This is a genomic window from Desulfovibrio sp., assembly GCF_014803725.1.
GTDB lineage: Bacteria > Desulfobacterota > Desulfovibrionia > Desulfovibrionales > Desulfovibrionaceae > Desulfovibrio.
The window spans coordinates 241223-256670 of the sequence record NZ_JAAVBE010000019.1 but is presented as its reverse complement, the minus strand read 5'-3'; the positions used below and the strand labels follow the sequence as shown (position 1 = coordinate 256670).

Sequence of the window (15448 nt, the reverse complement as noted above, 5' to 3'; positions counted from 1 at the left end):
CTAGAGCCCCAAGAAGATTCCCGAGAGCCAGCCACCGTCGAGCGACGGGAACTGGTAGTGCGGGAAGTGGTAGGACAGGATGGGATAGGCGAGGAAGTGCCAGACCACGAGAAAGCCCATGATCCAGCCGAGGCCCTTGGTGCCCTCGCGAGCCTGGGTTTTGGTAATTTCCTCCCCGTCCGGGGCCACGGTGGTGACCTTCTTGACAAAGAGCCCGGCGAGCGCGCCGCCAATCGTCTTGAGAATGCCCATCAGCACAACTCCTTGAGCAGGCGGCCTTCGATGGCGCGGCGCTGCGCGTATTGGCGGAAGCCGTGGAGGAGTTCGTCCGCGGCCTTGCACCAGTTTTGGGTGGTGAGATACTGCCACGTCTTGGGCCAGTCGCGGCGCACGCCCGTGCAGCCCTTCTGGAAGCAGCAGGAAAAGATCACGGCCTGCGCCTGCTTCGGCAGGTCGTCGAAGGGCACGGAAGAATCCCGGTCATAGGCGGGGCGGACGTAGCGGTTGAGGTAGCCGTTGTGGACGCAATGATCAGTGATCGTGGCATCAGCCTCGGAAATGGCGAGGGGTGCCACAAAGAGCTTGTTGAGGGCGGCGGATGTCTTGAGGCCCAGGTAGGGCGTGAAGATGCGGATGATGTCCTCGGGAAGGCCGTAGCCGCGCAGAGTGGCCGCGTCTGTCTGTCCGAGGTCGCAGCCGGTGGCGATGGTCACGCCGGATGCGCCCATGGCCGTGAAGGCCGCCGGGGCACCCGTGGCGGGGAACTGCACGCCAAGCGGCTCGGTGCCCACGGGGCCGATATAGTTGCGCCCCTTGCCGTCGGAACGGCGATTGGACGGCACATAGCCGCGGCGCTGGCGCGGGCCTTCGACGCGGGTCAGGAAGTCGGAGATATAGTCGATGTCTGCCACTGGCTTGCTCCCTTGATTTGAGAGCAAGCGTAGCCTGTCACGCCGTCAGGGTGTTATGGGCATTTGTGGACAATTCAGGGCATTTCAGGCCGCCCCGTCGATGAAGAAGCGAGCGCCCCTGCGGGCATGGTCCAGAAGCTCCTTGCGGATGGCGTAAATGTTCCGGCGCGTGACGCCATCGCCACCCTCGCAGCGGATGGGATAGCCCGCGCGCAGGATGGCCTTGCGGCCCATGCCCAAATAGCGCTCGATCTCCTTCCAGCCGCGCAAAATATCCGGTTCAGTCATGTTTTCCTCCTTTCATCCGGTATTCGCGGTTGACGAACCGCATGCAGGTGCAGGCCACGTCAAGCGCCTCATCAAGCTGGCGGTCGGGGCTTTCATGGGTCACGGCATAGCAGAGCTCATGGAACTCGCAACTTACGACGCGCAGGGCATGGAACCTGTCGTCGGCGAAGTGCCGATGCTTTTTCCGGGCTTCCTCCAGCCGCCGCGCCAGCATGAAAAGATTTTGCTGCCCGCGGCCGAGGTCGCCATTGCCGAAGGCCAAAAGCGCCCGGCGGTAGCTCATGGACTGCTCAGGCTGTGCGCTCATTTCGCCCCCAGATAGCTTTGAATTTTCTCCCGCGCCTCGTCCCAGCCACGGCACACGGCGCAGTCGTAGCCCGCCTTCCTGAATACGCCGAGCATGAATTTCTGCTCCGGCGTGGCGTAGCCGTGGGCGCGGCGCTTGAGCTCGATCCACAGGCCGTGGTAGCCGCCGGCGGGATACGCGAGGAAGATGTCCGGCACGCCGCGGCGCACGCCCTCCGCCTTGAGCATGGCCCCGGTGATGAGGTTGCGCGCGCCGCCGTTGGGGATGGCGATGAGCAAAGGCTCCATGTGCCGGTACTGCGTACGCCACCAGGCAAAGAGCGCCTTCTGCTCCGCGTGTTCCGTGGGGATGTTGCCGTTTTTGTATTTTCCCGCCGGCTTTCCACTCATGCCCGTTACTCTGATTCTTGAAATGTTTCGATTGGCCCGAGCAATCCACATCGACCATATCCATCTTGTACATCTTTTTCACTGTCATACTCAATAATCCACGCCATACATTTTTTCCCATAACAATGGCCTTCTTTGGTGATTGGGCATATTTTTTGATATGCTTTTTCTTCTAATACAACATTATATTCTTCGTAAGTATAATGCATATACTTTCCCTCCTCATGTTTTTCACAGCCAACGCAGCACAAATCGCCCCAGATGGCGTCGGCGCAATCCCGGCACGGGGCGCCCCTACCAGCCCCCGGCATTGCTGTACTCCCTCTGCGCCACATGGTCCCGGCGCGGCGGCTCCGTATGGCCAAGGGCCTTGCGCGCCGGTGGGGGCAGGGTGCGGGGCGCGGGCTCCACTCCCGGGTCGGTGAGCAAGAGCCCGGCCTCCTGCGCTTGCCGTCGTGTCCATGCCTGCATGTTCTCCAGGCGCCTGTCCTGATTGCAGGCGCACTTGCAAAGCATCCTGTAGCCCGTAGCATCCCAGACCCAGAAAAATCCCGGAATGGCCGGGTCACAGTCCCGGCAGGCCGTGGCCTTGGCGCGCCGCTGCGGGTGGTCGGCGAGCCAGTTCTCGAACTCGGCCAGGATGGCCTTGCCGAGATTGAGCGGCAGGCTGTCCCGGTCAGTGAGGGCGTAGGCTATGGCCTTGGCCGCCTCATTGGGCACGGCCCGCTCCTCACACACGCGCCGCCACAGGCTGCGATAGGCGGGCGTGCCGCGCGTGGGCCGCTGCCGCTGAAAGGCGCTGTAGATCTCGTCCAGCATGCTGTCGAAAAAACGCTCGTCCATCTTGCTCACCAGCCTTCGGGATAGTCCATGACCGGGGCCTGCTCGGGCGCAAGCTCGTCCTGCCAGCGGCCCTGATTGAGCCACGTCGCCGGGTGCGGGATGTACTGCCCGCCATCGCGCTGCCATTGCTCGCAGTGGCATTGCCTGGCGAGGATGGCCGCAAGCTCGGCAGGCGGCGGCAGCTCGTGCTCCTTGCGCTTCCAGACCTTGAAGGCCGCGTCCTTGCCCACCTTGCGGGGATAGGCCTGCCAGAAGGCCTCAAAGTCCGCCGTGTAGGGCGGCGAGGCACGGGCCTTACGGGGATTGGTGCCCTGAACGCGGGGATTTTCTCCCAGGGCGCGAGGGTTTTCTCCCTGCGCTCTCGGGTTCGTGCCTTGCGCCCGTGGCTTGGCGCCGGCTTCCCTGCTCACGGGGAAAGGGGGAGGAAGCGCGTCGTTCTCCCCCTCGCTTGCGAGGGGTAAGGGGTGTGTATTTAATATTTCTTCTCTTCTCTTATCTTCTCTTCTCTGGGGCGTCACACCTGCGTTACCCTGCGTCACATGTGCGTCACCGTGCGTCACATCGGCGTCACAAGGCGTCACACCTGCGTTACCCTGCGTCTCTTGGCGTTTCCGTTCCCGGCACCTGCGCATCCGCTCGGCGTTGTCGTCCTCGCGTTTAGGCTGGCGCTTGTCCCACGCGCAGATGCGGCCGTCACAGATGAGCCCCTTTTCCAGCAGGGCAGTGAAAACCGCCTCGCTGGTGCCGTCCTCGAAGCCGTAGAGGGCGTCCACGGTCTCGGCATCGAAGTTTGCCACGCTGCCGCGCTCTTCCGCCTGACTGGCCGATTCAAGGAGCGCGATCCACACGGACACCACCACGCCGATGGAGACCTTGGCCTTGCGGGCGACAATGGGCCACTTGGGGTCGGATGTTATGCCATGATAGGCGCGGAACCAGTCCATCACGCCACCCCGCTCTGACCTTGCATGGCCGAAAGTTGACAATCCACGGGATTTTTCTGCATACTATCCTCGCTTTGATTGTTTGGGCGGTTGCCCACTGGCCCCGGACTTCCCCAGCCGGGGCTTTTTTTATTCCCCTGTCTTCCCCTGCGCCGCTTGCCATTGCCGGTGCCGCAAAAGTAAAGTACCGGCGAGGGCGAGCACAAAGGCGTCCTTGTCTTCTGCGGCATCGTAATGGCGCACGATGCCTTCAATCGGGTCTGCGTCGTTCATGAGGGCCATGAGAATGAGCCCTGAAAAATGCGATAATTGGCACCTATCATTGGAGAGGTCATCCATGTCGGGACAAATCATAGGATTTCCTTTGTGTCCACATTGTGGTCAGCATGATGTAGCATTTTATTATGTGCATTCTTATTACAGAAATGAGTATACCTATATGTTATTAATGTGTGGCCATTGTCAATCTCCAGTAGTTGCTGCATTTCGTGGTCCACTATTAGAGGGACGAAGAATTAAATTTTCTGATATATCTGGTTATTTCCCTCATCCTGATAGGGATAAAGCGCCAGAATATACACCAGAACCTGTCGCAAAGGATTTTGAGGAAGCAAAATTTAATTTGATACATGGTAAGTATAAATCTGCCTGCATCATGGCCGGAAGTTCGATAGAAACTGCTTGCGTCCAGTTCGGGGCGGTAGATGGCGGTCTGAAGGGAAAGATCAGGAAGCTGCATGATGACGGAATCATTACCCAGAGTCTTGCCGACTGGGCGCAGGAACTCAGGGAAATACGAGTGGACGCCGCGCACCAGGCTGAGCGCGAATCTGTGATTACAAAAGAAGACGCCGAGCAGGCTGTCTATTTCGCGGAGATGCTTTTCACCTACTTGTACAAACTGCCCAAAATGATTGAGGAGCGCCGCAAAAAGTCTTGACATTTCCGTGAGGGCGCGGGTAGCGTGGCCTTGACGGTGCTCATCACACCTCCATCGGCGGCCACGCCAACCCGAAAGCATTGGCTTTTTTTGCGCCCTTTTTCCGTTGTCAGCCGGAAATTTGGGGTAAAAGTGCTTCTGTATTTCCGGGTGTGGCCGATATGTCCAGGCGCAAGCTAAAGGCGGCCAGCAGTCCGATGGCTGTGATGAACACCCGGATTTTTTTGCGCCCTTCATCAGGCGTTCATCATCAATCCATCGGAGGTTCCCATGTCCCAGGTTTTCGCCTTCAATTCCCGCCAGATTCGCACCGTCGCCGAAAACAACGAAATTTGGTTCGCAGCCGTTGATGTGTGCCGAGCCCTTGGCTTGGCGTGGCGTATTAACCGCTTGGACGTTCTGCCGGAGCAGTGGAAGCGTTCCATGCAGAAATTCTGCATGGAAGGATTCCCCACCCGTGACTTGGTGTTCATCTCCGAGCCCGCCGTCTACAAGCTGGCCTTCCGCTCCAACAAGCCCGAGGCCGACGCCTTCACCAACTGGGTCGCCTCCGAGGTGCTTCCGGCCATCCGCAAGGGCGGTGAGTACAAGGCCATGCCCCAGCAGAAGGCCATCGAGGCCGCAGCGGAATCGACGCTGAACGCCATCACGCTTGATGCCAAAACCTATGCCACCGGCAAGCAGTTTTTCGATGATGTGGACAAGCTCCGGCGCAATGCTGAGGGCATCCGTGAAGCTCTGCACTTTTTTGCCCGCCCCGGCGGACGTGCTGCGGTACTCTCCAGTGAAAAGCAGATGCTGTATGACAACGCCAATGAGGCGGCCAATGTGGCTGTCACCTCGCTCAATCAGGCCATTTACGCCTTGCGCATGATTTACAACATCAGGGCGCATGTGAGCTTCTGCCGATAGATTAGAGCTTCGCACCTTCGCCTCTTGAACTGCCCCGCTTCTGCGGGGCTTTTTCGTTGGCTGTTTCCCCTACCGCGTCCGGGCACTTCCGGCACGTCTCGCGGTAGATCCAGTTCCACGTTCCCCGGCTGCCCTTCTGCCGCGGGCAGGGCCGCAAATCCGGCGAGCGCGTGGCGGCTTTGCTCAAGCCTTCCCAGGTGGTATAGCCGGCCAGTTTCGGGCTCGGGAGCCGGTGGCGGCAGCGTAAGCGCGGGGCATCTTCCGCGGGCATTCCCACGTCCCTACTGCGCCTTGCGCCGGGTAATCACGCCCGCGTCATAGTCGCGCCCGTACTGCACCAGCGTCTCCTCGATGTTTTTGATGAGGCGGCATCCGGCGCTCTGCACCTCGGCAGGTGTGGCGCCCTCGTCCATGAGGCGGGCCATTGCGCCCATGTCGCAACTGTCCTGCGCGTGCTCGGCCGCCCATGTGGAACGATCCGGCGTCACCGTGCGCTTGTCCAGCAGCGCATAGCCGAGCAGCCGGGCCATGACCTCCAGCGGAGCCACGTCGCCAGTGGCCTGCATGAGGAGGAACAGGTCCACGGCCCCGAGCTTGCCCGAGCTGTCATTGGGGTTGAGCTCCTTGTAGAGCGTCCAGTGGCTCTTGCGCGGGCTGCCATTCTCGTCCACGCCGAAGGCGCGCTCCACGATCTCTTCCACGCCCAGGCTGGAGCGCTTGAGGATGCCGTGCGCGGATTCCAGTATTTCCCTCATGGCAAACAATCCTCTTGAATTGTCGTATTCCTGCGGCCTACAGCATGGGAGGATGGCCCATGCCATTTCCCCACACCGTGCCCGTCCTTCTTCGTCTCACCCGGCGCCCGGCTTACTGGCGCGTGGCCGTCATCACGCCCGGGCGCATCCGCTGGCGCACCTACAGGCGCGAGGCGTACCCGGACGCGGAGCAGGTGCTGCGGCGTTGCCTCGCTGGTCTAGTCCAGCATCAGGAGCGCCACACCCAGCACCAGAACCACGCCGAGAACGGAGGTGGTGAAGGCCATTCAGTGCCTCCTCCTGGGTTACCAACGCCGGAAGCCGACGATGCACAGCGCGAGAACCGCCACAGCCACGCCGAAGTTCAGGAGCGCGTCAGGCATCCTGCGCCTCCTGCGGGGCGGGTTCAGATTCAGCCCCGGCGTCTCCGGGTGGCGTGGTGGGGGTGGCTGGCGTGACAACGAGCGAAAACCCGGCTGCCCGCAGGAGCTTCTCCAGCGTGTCAATACGCGGCGCGTTCTTACTGCTGAGGAATTTGTAGAGAGCAGCCCGCGAAACACCTGCCCGCGCGGCAAACTCGCACCACGTTTCGGGCGAGTCGTCCAGGTAGCCACGGATATATGGCGTGTACTTCATGGAGGCTATTTTCTCTATAAAGATACAAAAAAGCAAGAGTAAAAAATCTTTTTAGCAAGTTTACTTTTGGAGACAATGAGGTATGAAAAATCTATGAAAAGTTACGAAAATCTCAAGAATCAGGTTGAGGATCTCCTCGCCCGGCGTGGCGGGAACAAGGCTGACCTCCTGCGCATAGCCACCACCGACCCGGATGCCGAGAAGTCAAAATTTTATAAGTTCCTCAGCGGCCAGAGCGTCCCGCAGGGGGACACCCTTCTCGAATGGCTCGACCGGCTTGGCTTCACCATCACTCCCCCCGATGAAAAAATGGAGGGCTTCACCCTCGTCCGCATGGTGGAGGCCAAGGCCGGAGCCGGGGCAAGTCTGGAAACATCCGGGCGAACTGTCGGCCAGTATGCCTTCCGGGAATCCTTCATGGAGCGAGAAGGCCTCCACCCCGAGAAATGTGTACTCATGCGTGTGGTGGGGGATTCCATGGAACCGCTGATCCGTGACGGGGACACCATCCTTGTCGATGAATCCGAGGCCGGGCGAGTCCCCAGGGATAACCAGATTACCGTCATAGGCGTGGACGATGAGCTGATGGTCAAGCGGCTTATCAAGATACCCAACGGCTGGCGGCTGCACTCCGAGAACAAGGAAAAGGGCGACGTCGATATTACTGGCGAGGACTTGAACAGCCTGCGTGTGTATGGCCGCGTCCGCTGGTTCGGGCGGGTGGTGTAGGGGGGGAATAGATGCTTGATAGGGTATGGCAATGGATAAAAGATATTTTTGGTCAAGCAGCTCGTGATAGGCTCCATCTGTGCGAAGATCGTTTAAAATATTGCAAGGAAGAACGGGATGAGTATAAAATACGCTGTAAATCTTTAGAGGAGGAGCTTGCAAAGACATCTGCCAAGCTGCAAGAATATGAAGATAGGGATAAATATGTAAATCTTGAGTTCTGCCTCCTTCCCAAAAATTATATAGTCTCCCCTGCGCCACGATGTCCAAACTGTACCAAGGTCATGACAAAATTTGGAGTTTGGTACAAGTGTGCATCATGTGGGTATGATGCAGAAGCAAATCTCGTTCATAAAGCTATGAAGGAGTATTTCGCTTTAAAAAAATGTTAAAAGTAGCCCGCTCTTTTTCCCATTCGATTTTTTTTCTCATTTCCTCTCGTTCTTTTCTAATTATCTCCAACGCTTCTCTAAAAATCTTTGCTGCAAATCTGTCATAGTAATATGCCGAATGAATTATGCCAATGAAGTAGCACACCACTCCACATAGTATATATGTCCACATAGTCTGCTTCCAAAGATTGAAGTTTATCCGTTCAGTCTGATCCTCGGTTGCGGCGGACGCGGTGGCGGCCCGTCATGGTGCACTGTCTTCTGCGCCTCATAGAGCAGCCACGCGCACCGCTCCTCCATTTCCCGCTTCTTCCTCTCCTGCCACTCGCTTCTCCGCAACGCCAGCCATTCACGCAAGGCCCATCCGAGGATGAATCCCACGCTGCCGCAGGATATGCCGAGCGATAGCTTCTCCATTTAATTCCCCCCGCCCCTCCCCGTGAGGGGCTTTTTTGTGCCTGCGGGATAAAAATTTTCTCTCAGGCGCGATTCCTTTTTAAGTGGTATGTATAAAATAATCAACTTTTATCTTGACGGCTAGTTTCTTATTTGAGACACTGACCTTGCCAACGGGGAATGGCGGCGAACAGCGCCCACGGGCCGGAGTAGCCGAAAGCCAGGAACCAGCGGCAACCCGCCTGCGCGGCAGGGAGGCCGGGACTGAGAGCCCGGTGGGGCCGGAAAAGAGCCGCCCCCGCAAGCTGGAACGAGGCGCGAGAAGGGCGGAGGTTCAAGAGATAATGGAAAGCGTGCGACGGCTTCACGGTCGCGGGACGGAAAAGCGGCTGGAAAGAAGGCCGCAGCGCAAACGCGCACCGGGGCGACGGGGGCCGAACCGACCAACAGGGCCTGAACATCAAAGGAATTTTGTTTCTTACTTCCCGCGTCCCCGTGACGTGGGAAGGAATGAAGCGGAGTTTCGCGCCCTGGTCTTTATGCCGTCCAAGCGCGTTTCCCTCATCATCCTCACAGCTAGGGCGGGAGCAACCCGTGGCCGCGCCGGCTTGGATGGATCGCTGGGTTCGGTTGTCAATGAGCGGGGCAACTCAAGGAGGTGCCGGGCCTGATATTGAGGAAATTTTACACCGTTGTCAATGAGTAAATTTTATTGTAATCCCCTTTGCGTAAAATTTATGCTAAAAGGAGGGCAAAAAAGGAGTGGCGGAAGTGCTTACCAAAGAAGACATGGACGTTTTCGAGCGCTCCATCCGGGAGCAGCTTATCGCGCAAAAAGACCTTCTCGGCTTCTCGGATGAAAAGCTCGGCAAGGCAGCCTTTCCTTTTATGCCCTATCCGCGTGGCAAGGTGCAGGCCCTTTTGGTGGGGCAGGGTGCGCCCGGCAAGCGCAAGCCTCAGAATATGCGCTTCCCTGATGTGATTACGCTCTGCGATGCCTTGGGGCTATCCTGGGTGGATGTTGGCCGTGAGGCCCTCAAGGCCGTGAAGGCAGCGAGCAAATAAAAAGCCCCCCCGAAGTGGGGCGAGGAGGAAAGATGGATGAAAAAATAGAGAATCTAAAAAAGCTCAAAGAATTTTTTGTTATTGAGTGGAATGTAACGGAGGACAAAGCAAAACTCCTTGCCCTCCGCTGCATTTTCGGATGTGATTTATCCGTCAACTCTGATTGGTTTCAGCCTTTCTGACTTCCATCACTCTCTGATGTAAGTTTTCATAGAGCAAACATAATGTTTTTATGCTCGCATCCTTCTCGGAGGAAGCATACGCGCTCACCACTTCGAGTACCGCCTTTTCGAGATCAGTAATACTTCCATCTGTCATACCATTTTCTCCTGGTTAGAGGTTGTCAGACACCTCTCTTTATCAGGGGGGACGGCCCTGGGGCAATCCGGGGCCGCTTTTAATTTGAGTAAAAAAAACTCATATTTTTTATTGACAGTGAGTAAAAATAACTCTATTTATACTCCACCGGGCGACGCAAAAAGCCCGCGTGGTTCCGCAAGGCCGTGGGCGCGAGTCCGGCGGTAGGTTCCGGGGGAGATAACTAACCCCGCAGGGTGACAACCTGCACAAGAGAGCAGCGAATTTCGTTTCTCACAGCCCGCGAGCCATTCCCTCGCGGGCTGGACTGGAGCGGAATTTATGGCTATGAAGAAGACGAGGTGAACATGCCAAAGAAACTCGTACACAGGCGGCTTGATGCCCTTTTGGCAATCATGACAAATTATGCGGCTATCGCCTTTGGCATCGGTGTTTTTGAACACAGCCGAACAGGGTTCATATCTGGAATCGTAACTGTGGCTTGCTGCTTGTATGTTACAAGCCTCTACGGAGATTGAAATGCTGTACTGGATCCTCGCTACCGGCATCATGATTGGCCTAACCGTGTATGCTCGGTATTTGAGCCGCAACGCAAAGTAAACCTGTACATCCACAACATCCACGGCCCTTCGGTTTCCCGGAGGGCCTTTTTTATTGCCCGAAAAAGGAGTCCACCATGACCATGACCGCAAACGATACCGACCTCACGACCATCCCCGGCTGGAAGACCCACATGGACACCGCGCAGCGCATCCTCGAGCTAGAACAGCAGCTCAAGGAAGCGCAGGCCGAGAACGCCCGGCTGCGCGCCGGCTTCGACGACCTCGAGACCGTGGTCAACCACCTCACGCCCGGCTGGTATGTGCTCACGCCCGGCAACTACGAGGCATGCAGGACGCGAACCGACGCCCTCAGGCTGGCGGCGGAATACGAGGGGGAAAACGTCGCCCTCGTCATCAGGGTGGAGGAGCGCTTCGGCGCCGAGGAAACGGTGGTCACGCCGGAAGACATGGACGCCTACGACGGCGTGCGGCGCGGCGTGGACTATCCCGCAACGCACTCTCACGGTGTGGCCGCCCGTGTGGCGTGAACTTTCGCCCCGTTCCAACCCGCGGGGCTGGCTCTGGGCCGTCGGCGTGATCCTTGCGCTGGCGGCCTTCAACTTTCTGGAGGTGGCCGCATGGCCGTGATTCGTGAATACCACCCGCCGCGCGCCAAACAGCCCCGCGTCATCGGCGCCTTCCCCATGCCTGACGGCAGCCGCAGGCCCTTCAAGGGGCACACCGTGGCCGAGGTGACGCAGAAGTGGAAGCTCGCCTGCGACGCCATGGAGGTCATGCTGCAGCGCAAGGCGGCGCGGCGCCTCCAGATGGCGGACTATTCCCGCCGGCGCCGCGAAGCGCTCAAGGCGCACGGCGTCTGCCAGGACTGCGGCCGCGAGGACGCCGAGCCGGGGCGCACGCTCTGCTGGTCGTGCCGCCTTTTCCACAATCAGGTCCGCTCCGGCGCACGGCCGGCCCCGCCTTCGCCCTACAGGGACGGGCGGCGCGCATCATGAACCGCAAAGAATGGCTTGAACTTCGCCGCTCCGGCCTTGGCGGTTCTGATATGCCCTCAATCCTCGGCATCTGCCCCTTCGGCGGAACACCGTATGGAGTCTGGCAGGCAAAGGTTTATGGCGCGGCGGACAAAGAGCCAACAGTGGATATGCAGCGCGGAAACTTCCTGGAACCCATTATCCGCGACCTGTATATGCGCCAGACGGGCAACAGCGTCACCGTGCCGGAACTTCAGCGGCACAGAACGGAAACCTGGGCCATCGCCAATGTGGACGGTGTGATAACCGCCGAAGGGGGACAGCCGGGCATCCTTGAAATCAAGGCCCCACGCGCCGGGAAATTCTACGCGCTGGAGGATGGGGGCGTACCCGCTCACTATCAGGCGCAGATGCAGCATTATCTCGGCGTGACGGGGCTTGAATGGGCGCATTTCTGCGCGTGGAACGCGGATGCCTTCAGACTCCTTGTCGTCCGCATGGAACGGGACGATGAACTCATCCGCCTGATGTGGGACGTTGCCCGCGAGTTTTGGGAGAGGCACGTCCTGACGGGCATTCCGCCCGAAACAGCGCCCGCAGCCCCGCTCGTCAACCTGCCCCCGCTCGGGCGGAAAGTGGTCTCCATCGACACGCCGGAATGGAATGAAGCCGCCCGGATATGGCGGGAGTCCCGGCATATCCTGAAACAGGCGGAAGACTACGAGGCCCAGTGCCGCAAAAGGCTGGTCAGCGTGGGCATTGCCACGGGCAGCGCGAAGGTCAGGGGCGCGGATATATTGGTCAGCATCGACAAAAAGGGCATCGCAAGGGTGCGAGACAACAGCAAGCAAGAGGGGGAAGGCATCCATGAGTGAAGTGGAAATTATGGAAAGCGGCAGCGCGGCGAATATTTCGGCGCCGGCAATGCCCGCGCAGGTTGACCCCGTGGCCGTGGCCGCGGCGGAAGAAGCCAAGGCGCTTGTGCAGGCGGCCTATACCGTGGCCCTGCATCGGCCCCGGAACTATATGCAGGCCCGGCAGCGCATCCTGGACGCCTGCAAGCGCCCGTCCTTCGCCACCACGGTGGAATATTCCAAGCCCGTGGGCGGCGGCTCCGTCAACGGGCCGAGCATCCGCTTTGCCGAACTGGCGATCCAGCAGTGGGGCAATATCCGGGTGGACACGACGACCACCTTTGAAAATGACGAAATTCGCAAAATCAGGGTGCAGGTTCTCGACCTTGAAACCAACGCCTGCTTCGGGCGCGTCATCACCATCAACAAGACCGTGGAGCGCTCCAATGACCGGGGCCGCGAAATCCTGCGCGAGCGCATCAATACCTCCGGCAGGACCGTCTATATCGTCCGCGCCACAGAGGACGAGCTTGCCACGAAGGAAGCAGCGGCAATCTCCAAGGTCGTCCGCAATGAGGGGCTCCGGCTTATCCCGCAAGACATCATTGACGAGGCGCTGGAAACGGCCCGCAAGGCCCGTCAGGGCAACGTTAGCGACCCGCAGGAACGCATCCGCAAGGTGTGTGACGCCTTCGCGCAGATTCGCATCACGCCGGAAGACCTTTCGCAGTATCTTGGCTGCCCCATTGACAAGGCAAGCCCGGGGCAGATTGACAACCTGCAAACGGTCTATACAGCCATCAAGTCCGGCGAGGCCAAGTGGAGCGACTACGTCCAGCAGGACGAGGGCAAGAACGCCAGCGCGGCCACAACCGAAACCGCGTCTCTGCTCAAGGCGAACTTGAATCAGGCGCAGCAGAAGAACGGCAACGGTAAGGAGTCCGCATAATGGCCTCGCTCAACATGGTGCAACTCATTGGCCGTCTCGGGCGTGACGTGGAATTGCGCTACACGCAGTCGGGCAATCCCGTGGCGAATTTCAACCTTGCCACGGACGAAAGCTATACCGACCGGGACGGCAACCGGGTGCAGCGCACCGAATGGCACCGCGTGGTCGCCTACGGCAAGACGGCGGAAAACTGCGCCAGCTACCTTCACAAGGGCAGCCTCGTCTATGTGGAGGGCAGCCTCCAGACGCGCAAGTGGACAGACCAGAACGGCGCGGAACGCTACACAACGGAAATCAAGGCGCAGCGCGTCCAGTTCCTTGACCGTAAGGGCGAAGGCGGCGAACAGCAGCCACAGAACCAGCGCCGGGACGCGGGAAGGCAGCAAACGCCGCCCGCAGGCGGGGATTATATGGACGACGTGCCCTTCTAACGCCCGCACAATCCTCCCCTCCCTCCACTTCAACCCGCGCCAGCCCGGCTCATAGGCTGGCAACGAAGCGACCGACCGCTCTGGTTCCCGGGGCGGTTTTTCTTTTCCCTCAACCCTGAAAAGGAGCGGATTCCATGATTGAACTCAACGCGGCCACACTCGCTTCTGGCGGCATGGTCGAGCGCCTCAACGAGGAGCTCCAGAAGGCGGTGGTGAACTGCCTGGACGTGAACACCGAGGCCACCAAGCTGCGCACCGTCACCCTCAAGCTCAAGATCAAGCCGGACAAGAGCCGCTGCTTCGCCGAGGTCGGCGTGGAGACATCGGCATCCCTCGCCCCCGCGGCGCCGCTGTCCACGTCCATCTCCATGTCCACGGACCTCAAGACCGGCGAGGTCTCGGCCGCGGAAGTCGGCCAGGGCGAGAACCCGGGGCAGGAGATCCTTCCCGGCGTGGAAGGCGCCATGCCCGGCAAAATCACCAACTTCGCGGACGGCAAAAGCACCGCCGCGGGGAAATAACAAGGAGGACACACCATGCTTGAAGCCCTGTACAACGCCATCCGCAAGGACGCCGCGCCCACCCTCGTCAAGGTCGGCGGCCGCGACTATGTGGACAAAGACCTCGAGCCCATTCATGCGCCGTGCCCGCAGCCGCTCATGGTCTCCACGCTCACGGCACTGGCCGACTACCTCAACACCAACGTGGACGAGCTTGAGCGCGGCAAGCTCATCTGCCATGTGGAGAGCCCCGAAAAGGTCTCCATCCGCTCCGCGCTCCTGGGCAACTTCGCTGACCGCGCCTGCTACATCCTTGCCAAACTGGACCAGCTGGAAATCCCCTTCAACCAGTGGAAGGACGCCGAGACCTTCAACATCATCCTGCAATCCAGCTTCGCCGAGCCGGAAGGGTTGGCCGCCACACACAAGGGGCTGGTGCTGAAGTACATCGGCAGCATCGTCGCCATCAACGAGTCCGCCACGGCGGACGACGGCATCACGCAGGCCGTGGCCGTGAAAACGGGCATCAGCAGCAAGGCCGTCAAGGCGCTGCCCAATCCCGTCACCCTGCGCCCCTACCGCACCTTTGTGGAGGTCGAACAGCCCGCCAGCAGCTTCATCTTCCGCTGCCGCCAGAACGGCGAGAACGGCGTCCAGTTCTCCCTTGTGGAGGCGGACGGCGGCGCGTGGAGAGCCGAGGCCATGAAGAACATCAAGGCCTTCATCGCCCATGCCGTGCCGGGGCTCTCCGTCATCGCGTAACAGCAGGGAGCCCCGCCGGGCGGCGTTGTAGCCCGGCCCTTCCTTATCATTACCCAAGCGGCAAAGCACTTTTTGAGCGTGGAGCCGATGCTTGGCCCTGTGGATTTGAGCCGCTTTCTTCCGTGGCTCAACTGGGTGATCTGCGGCGGCGAGTCTGGCCCCGGCGCGCGCCCCATGCACCCGGACTGGGTACGCCTCCTGCGTGATCAGTGCGCGAATGCTGGCGTCCCGTTCTATTTCAAGGGGTGGGGCGGGACGAAGAAGGTTCCTCCCCTGCTGGACGGCAGGGAGTGGCGGGAGTTTCCCAAGCAATAGCAGAATAATCAAGGGAGCGGCGTATGCCCTACGTCTTTTGTCTTCTTGTGGATATTGCCTCCATAGCTTGCACCGCATGGATTGGCTGGCTCGTGTATTGCGGGGCAACGAAATGGCTGATTCTTATCATGGCCTTCTTGGCCCTTTCCGTAACAATTCCAGGCCGTGATATTTTCAAATGCCCAAATTGCGGGTGGGTCGATGAAATCAAAGTTTACAAAAATTTTGGCACTATTGGCGTCCAGAAAGACAAAAACGATCCTGACGACTGAAGG

27 protein-coding genes are annotated in these 15448 nt (G+C 59.4%); 16 read left to right on the top strand and 11 right to left on the bottom strand.

The features are described 5' to 3' along the window. The 9 genes from HDR50_RS06720 to HDR50_RS06680 form a co-directional block, all read right to left on the bottom strand. Positions 1 to 252 carry a hypothetical protein gene (locus HDR50_RS06720; protein ID WP_291357123.1) on the bottom strand — a complete coding sequence of 84 codons (252 nt, stop codon included), beginning with the start codon at positions 250 to 252 and terminating at the stop codon, positions 1 to 3. Then, the gene (locus HDR50_RS06715) at positions 252 to 911 is read right to left on the bottom strand and encodes a pesticin C-terminus-like muramidase (protein WP_291357121.1); all 660 of its coding nucleotides are present in this window, start codon (positions 909 to 911) and stop codon (positions 252 to 254) included. The genes HDR50_RS06720 and HDR50_RS06715 overlap by 1 nt, the downstream gene beginning before the upstream one ends. An 84-nt stretch (positions 912 to 995) precedes the next feature. Continuing rightward, the gene (locus HDR50_RS06710; protein ID WP_291357119.1) at positions 996 to 1199 is read right to left on the bottom strand and encodes a hypothetical protein; all 204 of its coding nucleotides are present in this window, start codon (positions 1197 to 1199) and stop codon (positions 996 to 998) included. Further along, entirely contained in the window at positions 1192 to 1506 is a 315-nt protein-coding gene (locus HDR50_RS06705; protein ID WP_291357117.1) for a hypothetical protein, read from the bottom strand. Before HDR50_RS06705 ends, HDR50_RS06710 begins: the two co-directional genes overlap by 8 nt. Continuing rightward, on the bottom strand, positions 1503 to 1895 hold the full coding sequence (locus HDR50_RS06700) for a VRR-NUC domain-containing protein (protein ID WP_291357115.1): 393 nt from the start codon (positions 1893 to 1895) through the stop codon (positions 1503 to 1505). The genes HDR50_RS06705 and HDR50_RS06700 overlap by 4 nt, the downstream gene beginning before the upstream one ends. Before the next feature lie 5 nt (positions 1896 to 1900). Further along, positions 1901 to 2104, bottom strand: coding sequence for a hypothetical protein (locus tag HDR50_RS06695; RefSeq protein ID WP_291357113.1), 204 nt, complete (start codon positions 2102 to 2104; stop codon positions 1901 to 1903). Positions 2105 to 2189: 85 nt separating this feature from the next. Beyond that, complete coding sequence (locus tag HDR50_RS06690) at positions 2190 to 2738, bottom strand: hypothetical protein (protein ID WP_291357111.1); 549 nt, start codon at positions 2736 to 2738, stop codon at positions 2190 to 2192. A 5-nt stretch (positions 2739 to 2743) separates the two neighbouring features. Beyond that, on the bottom strand, positions 2744 to 3682 hold the full coding sequence (locus tag HDR50_RS06685; RefSeq protein ID WP_291357110.1) for a hypothetical protein: 939 nt from the start codon (positions 3680 to 3682) through the stop codon (positions 2744 to 2746). A 129-nt stretch (positions 3683 to 3811) separates the two neighbouring features. Further along, complete coding sequence (locus HDR50_RS06680) at positions 3812 to 4021, bottom strand: hypothetical protein (protein WP_291357108.1); 210 nt, start codon at positions 4019 to 4021, stop codon at positions 3812 to 3814. Between HDR50_RS06680 and HDR50_RS06675 the strand changes: the two genes are divergently transcribed. After that, the gene (locus HDR50_RS06675; protein ID WP_291357106.1) at positions 4020 to 4622 is read left to right on the top strand and encodes a DUF4145 domain-containing protein; all 603 of its coding nucleotides are present in this window, start codon (positions 4020 to 4022) and stop codon (positions 4620 to 4622) included. The genes HDR50_RS06680 and HDR50_RS06675 overlap by 2 nt on opposite strands. A gap of 270 nt (positions 4623 to 4892) precedes the next feature. Continuing rightward, a complete protein-coding gene (locus HDR50_RS06670) occupies positions 4893 to 5534 on the top strand; it encodes a BRO family protein (RefSeq protein WP_291357104.1) in 642 nt (213 codons plus the stop codon). A gap of 281 nt (positions 5535 to 5815) precedes the next feature. Here the strand turns inward: HDR50_RS06670 and HDR50_RS06665 are convergent, their stop codons facing one another. Continuing rightward, the gene (locus HDR50_RS06665; RefSeq protein ID WP_291357102.1) at positions 5816 to 6289 is read right to left on the bottom strand and encodes a phage regulatory CII family protein; all 474 of its coding nucleotides are present in this window, start codon (positions 6287 to 6289) and stop codon (positions 5816 to 5818) included. A 59-nt stretch (positions 6290 to 6348) separates the two neighbouring features. On the opposite strand from HDR50_RS06665, the gene HDR50_RS06660 reads away from it, so the two are divergent. Then, the gene (locus HDR50_RS06660; RefSeq protein WP_291357100.1) at positions 6349 to 6747 is read left to right on the top strand and encodes a hypothetical protein; all 399 of its coding nucleotides are present in this window, start codon (positions 6349 to 6351) and stop codon (positions 6745 to 6747) included. Here the strand turns inward: HDR50_RS06660 and HDR50_RS12460 are convergent. Further along, positions 6665 to 6925 (bottom strand): helix-turn-helix transcriptional regulator, encoded by a 261-nt coding sequence (locus HDR50_RS12460; protein ID WP_365817051.1) that lies wholly within the window; start codon positions 6923 to 6925, stop codon positions 6665 to 6667. The two genes, HDR50_RS06660 and HDR50_RS12460, sit on opposite strands and share 83 nt — an antisense overlap. A gap of 93 nt (positions 6926 to 7018) precedes the next feature. On the opposite strand from HDR50_RS12460, the gene HDR50_RS06655 reads away from it, so the two are divergent. The 13 genes from HDR50_RS06655 (at position 7019) to HDR50_RS06600 (ending at position 15445) form a co-directional block, all read left to right on the top strand. Beyond that, positions 7019 to 7654 (top strand): S24 family peptidase, encoded by a 636-nt coding sequence (locus tag HDR50_RS06655; protein WP_291357098.1) that lies wholly within the window; start codon positions 7019 to 7021, stop codon positions 7652 to 7654. A gap of 11 nt (positions 7655 to 7665) precedes the next feature. Next, positions 7666 to 8046 carry a hypothetical protein gene (locus HDR50_RS06650; protein ID WP_291357095.1) on the top strand — a complete coding sequence of 127 codons (381 nt, stop codon included), beginning with the start codon at positions 7666 to 7668 and terminating at the stop codon, positions 8044 to 8046. A gap of 1158 nt (positions 8047 to 9204) precedes the next feature. Next, the gene (locus HDR50_RS06645; protein WP_291357093.1) at positions 9205 to 9507 is read left to right on the top strand and encodes a hypothetical protein; all 303 of its coding nucleotides are present in this window, start codon (positions 9205 to 9207) and stop codon (positions 9505 to 9507) included. A gap of 32 nt (positions 9508 to 9539) precedes the next feature. After that, positions 9540 to 9689: a hypothetical protein gene (locus tag HDR50_RS06640; protein WP_291357091.1), complete on the top strand. Its 150-nt coding sequence runs from the start codon at positions 9540 to 9542 to the stop codon at positions 9687 to 9689. Between the two features lie 812 nt (positions 9690 to 10501). Then, positions 10502 to 10915, top strand: a complete 414-nt coding sequence (locus HDR50_RS06635; protein WP_291357089.1) for a hypothetical protein — start codon at positions 10502 to 10504, stop codon at positions 10913 to 10915. Between the two features lie 90 nt (positions 10916 to 11005). After that, positions 11006 to 11383, top strand: coding sequence for a hypothetical protein (locus tag HDR50_RS06630; protein WP_291357087.1), 378 nt, complete (start codon positions 11006 to 11008; stop codon positions 11381 to 11383). Then, positions 11380 to 12237: a lambda-exonuclease family protein gene (locus tag HDR50_RS06625; RefSeq protein ID WP_291357085.1), complete on the top strand. Its 858-nt coding sequence runs from the start codon at positions 11380 to 11382 to the stop codon at positions 12235 to 12237. Before HDR50_RS06630 ends, HDR50_RS06625 begins: the two co-directional genes overlap by 4 nt. Next, positions 12230 to 13165, top strand: a complete 936-nt coding sequence (locus HDR50_RS06620) for a hypothetical protein (protein WP_291357083.1) — start codon at positions 12230 to 12232, stop codon at positions 13163 to 13165. Before HDR50_RS06625 ends, HDR50_RS06620 begins: the two co-directional genes overlap by 8 nt. Further along, positions 13165 to 13596: a single-stranded DNA-binding protein gene (locus HDR50_RS06615; protein ID WP_291357081.1), complete on the top strand. Its 432-nt coding sequence runs from the start codon at positions 13165 to 13167 to the stop codon at positions 13594 to 13596. The genes HDR50_RS06620 and HDR50_RS06615 overlap by 1 nt, the downstream gene beginning before the upstream one ends. 134 nt (positions 13597 to 13730) lie before the next feature. Then, positions 13731 to 14117, top strand: a complete 387-nt coding sequence (locus HDR50_RS06610) for a hypothetical protein (protein WP_291357079.1) — start codon at positions 13731 to 13733, stop codon at positions 14115 to 14117. A gap of 15 nt (positions 14118 to 14132) precedes the next feature. Next, entirely contained in the window at positions 14133 to 14858 is a 726-nt protein-coding gene (locus HDR50_RS06605) for a hypothetical protein (protein WP_291357078.1), read from the top strand. A 45-nt stretch (positions 14859 to 14903) separates the two neighbouring features. Next, positions 14904 to 15173, top strand: coding sequence for a DUF5131 family protein (locus HDR50_RS12455; RefSeq protein WP_365817102.1), 270 nt, complete (start codon positions 14904 to 14906; stop codon positions 15171 to 15173). Positions 15174 to 15196: 23 nt separating this feature from the next. Continuing rightward, positions 15197 to 15445, top strand: coding sequence for a hypothetical protein (locus HDR50_RS06600; protein ID WP_291357077.1), 249 nt, complete (start codon positions 15197 to 15199; stop codon positions 15443 to 15445). The last annotated feature ends 3 nt before the right edge of the window (positions 15446 to 15448 follow it).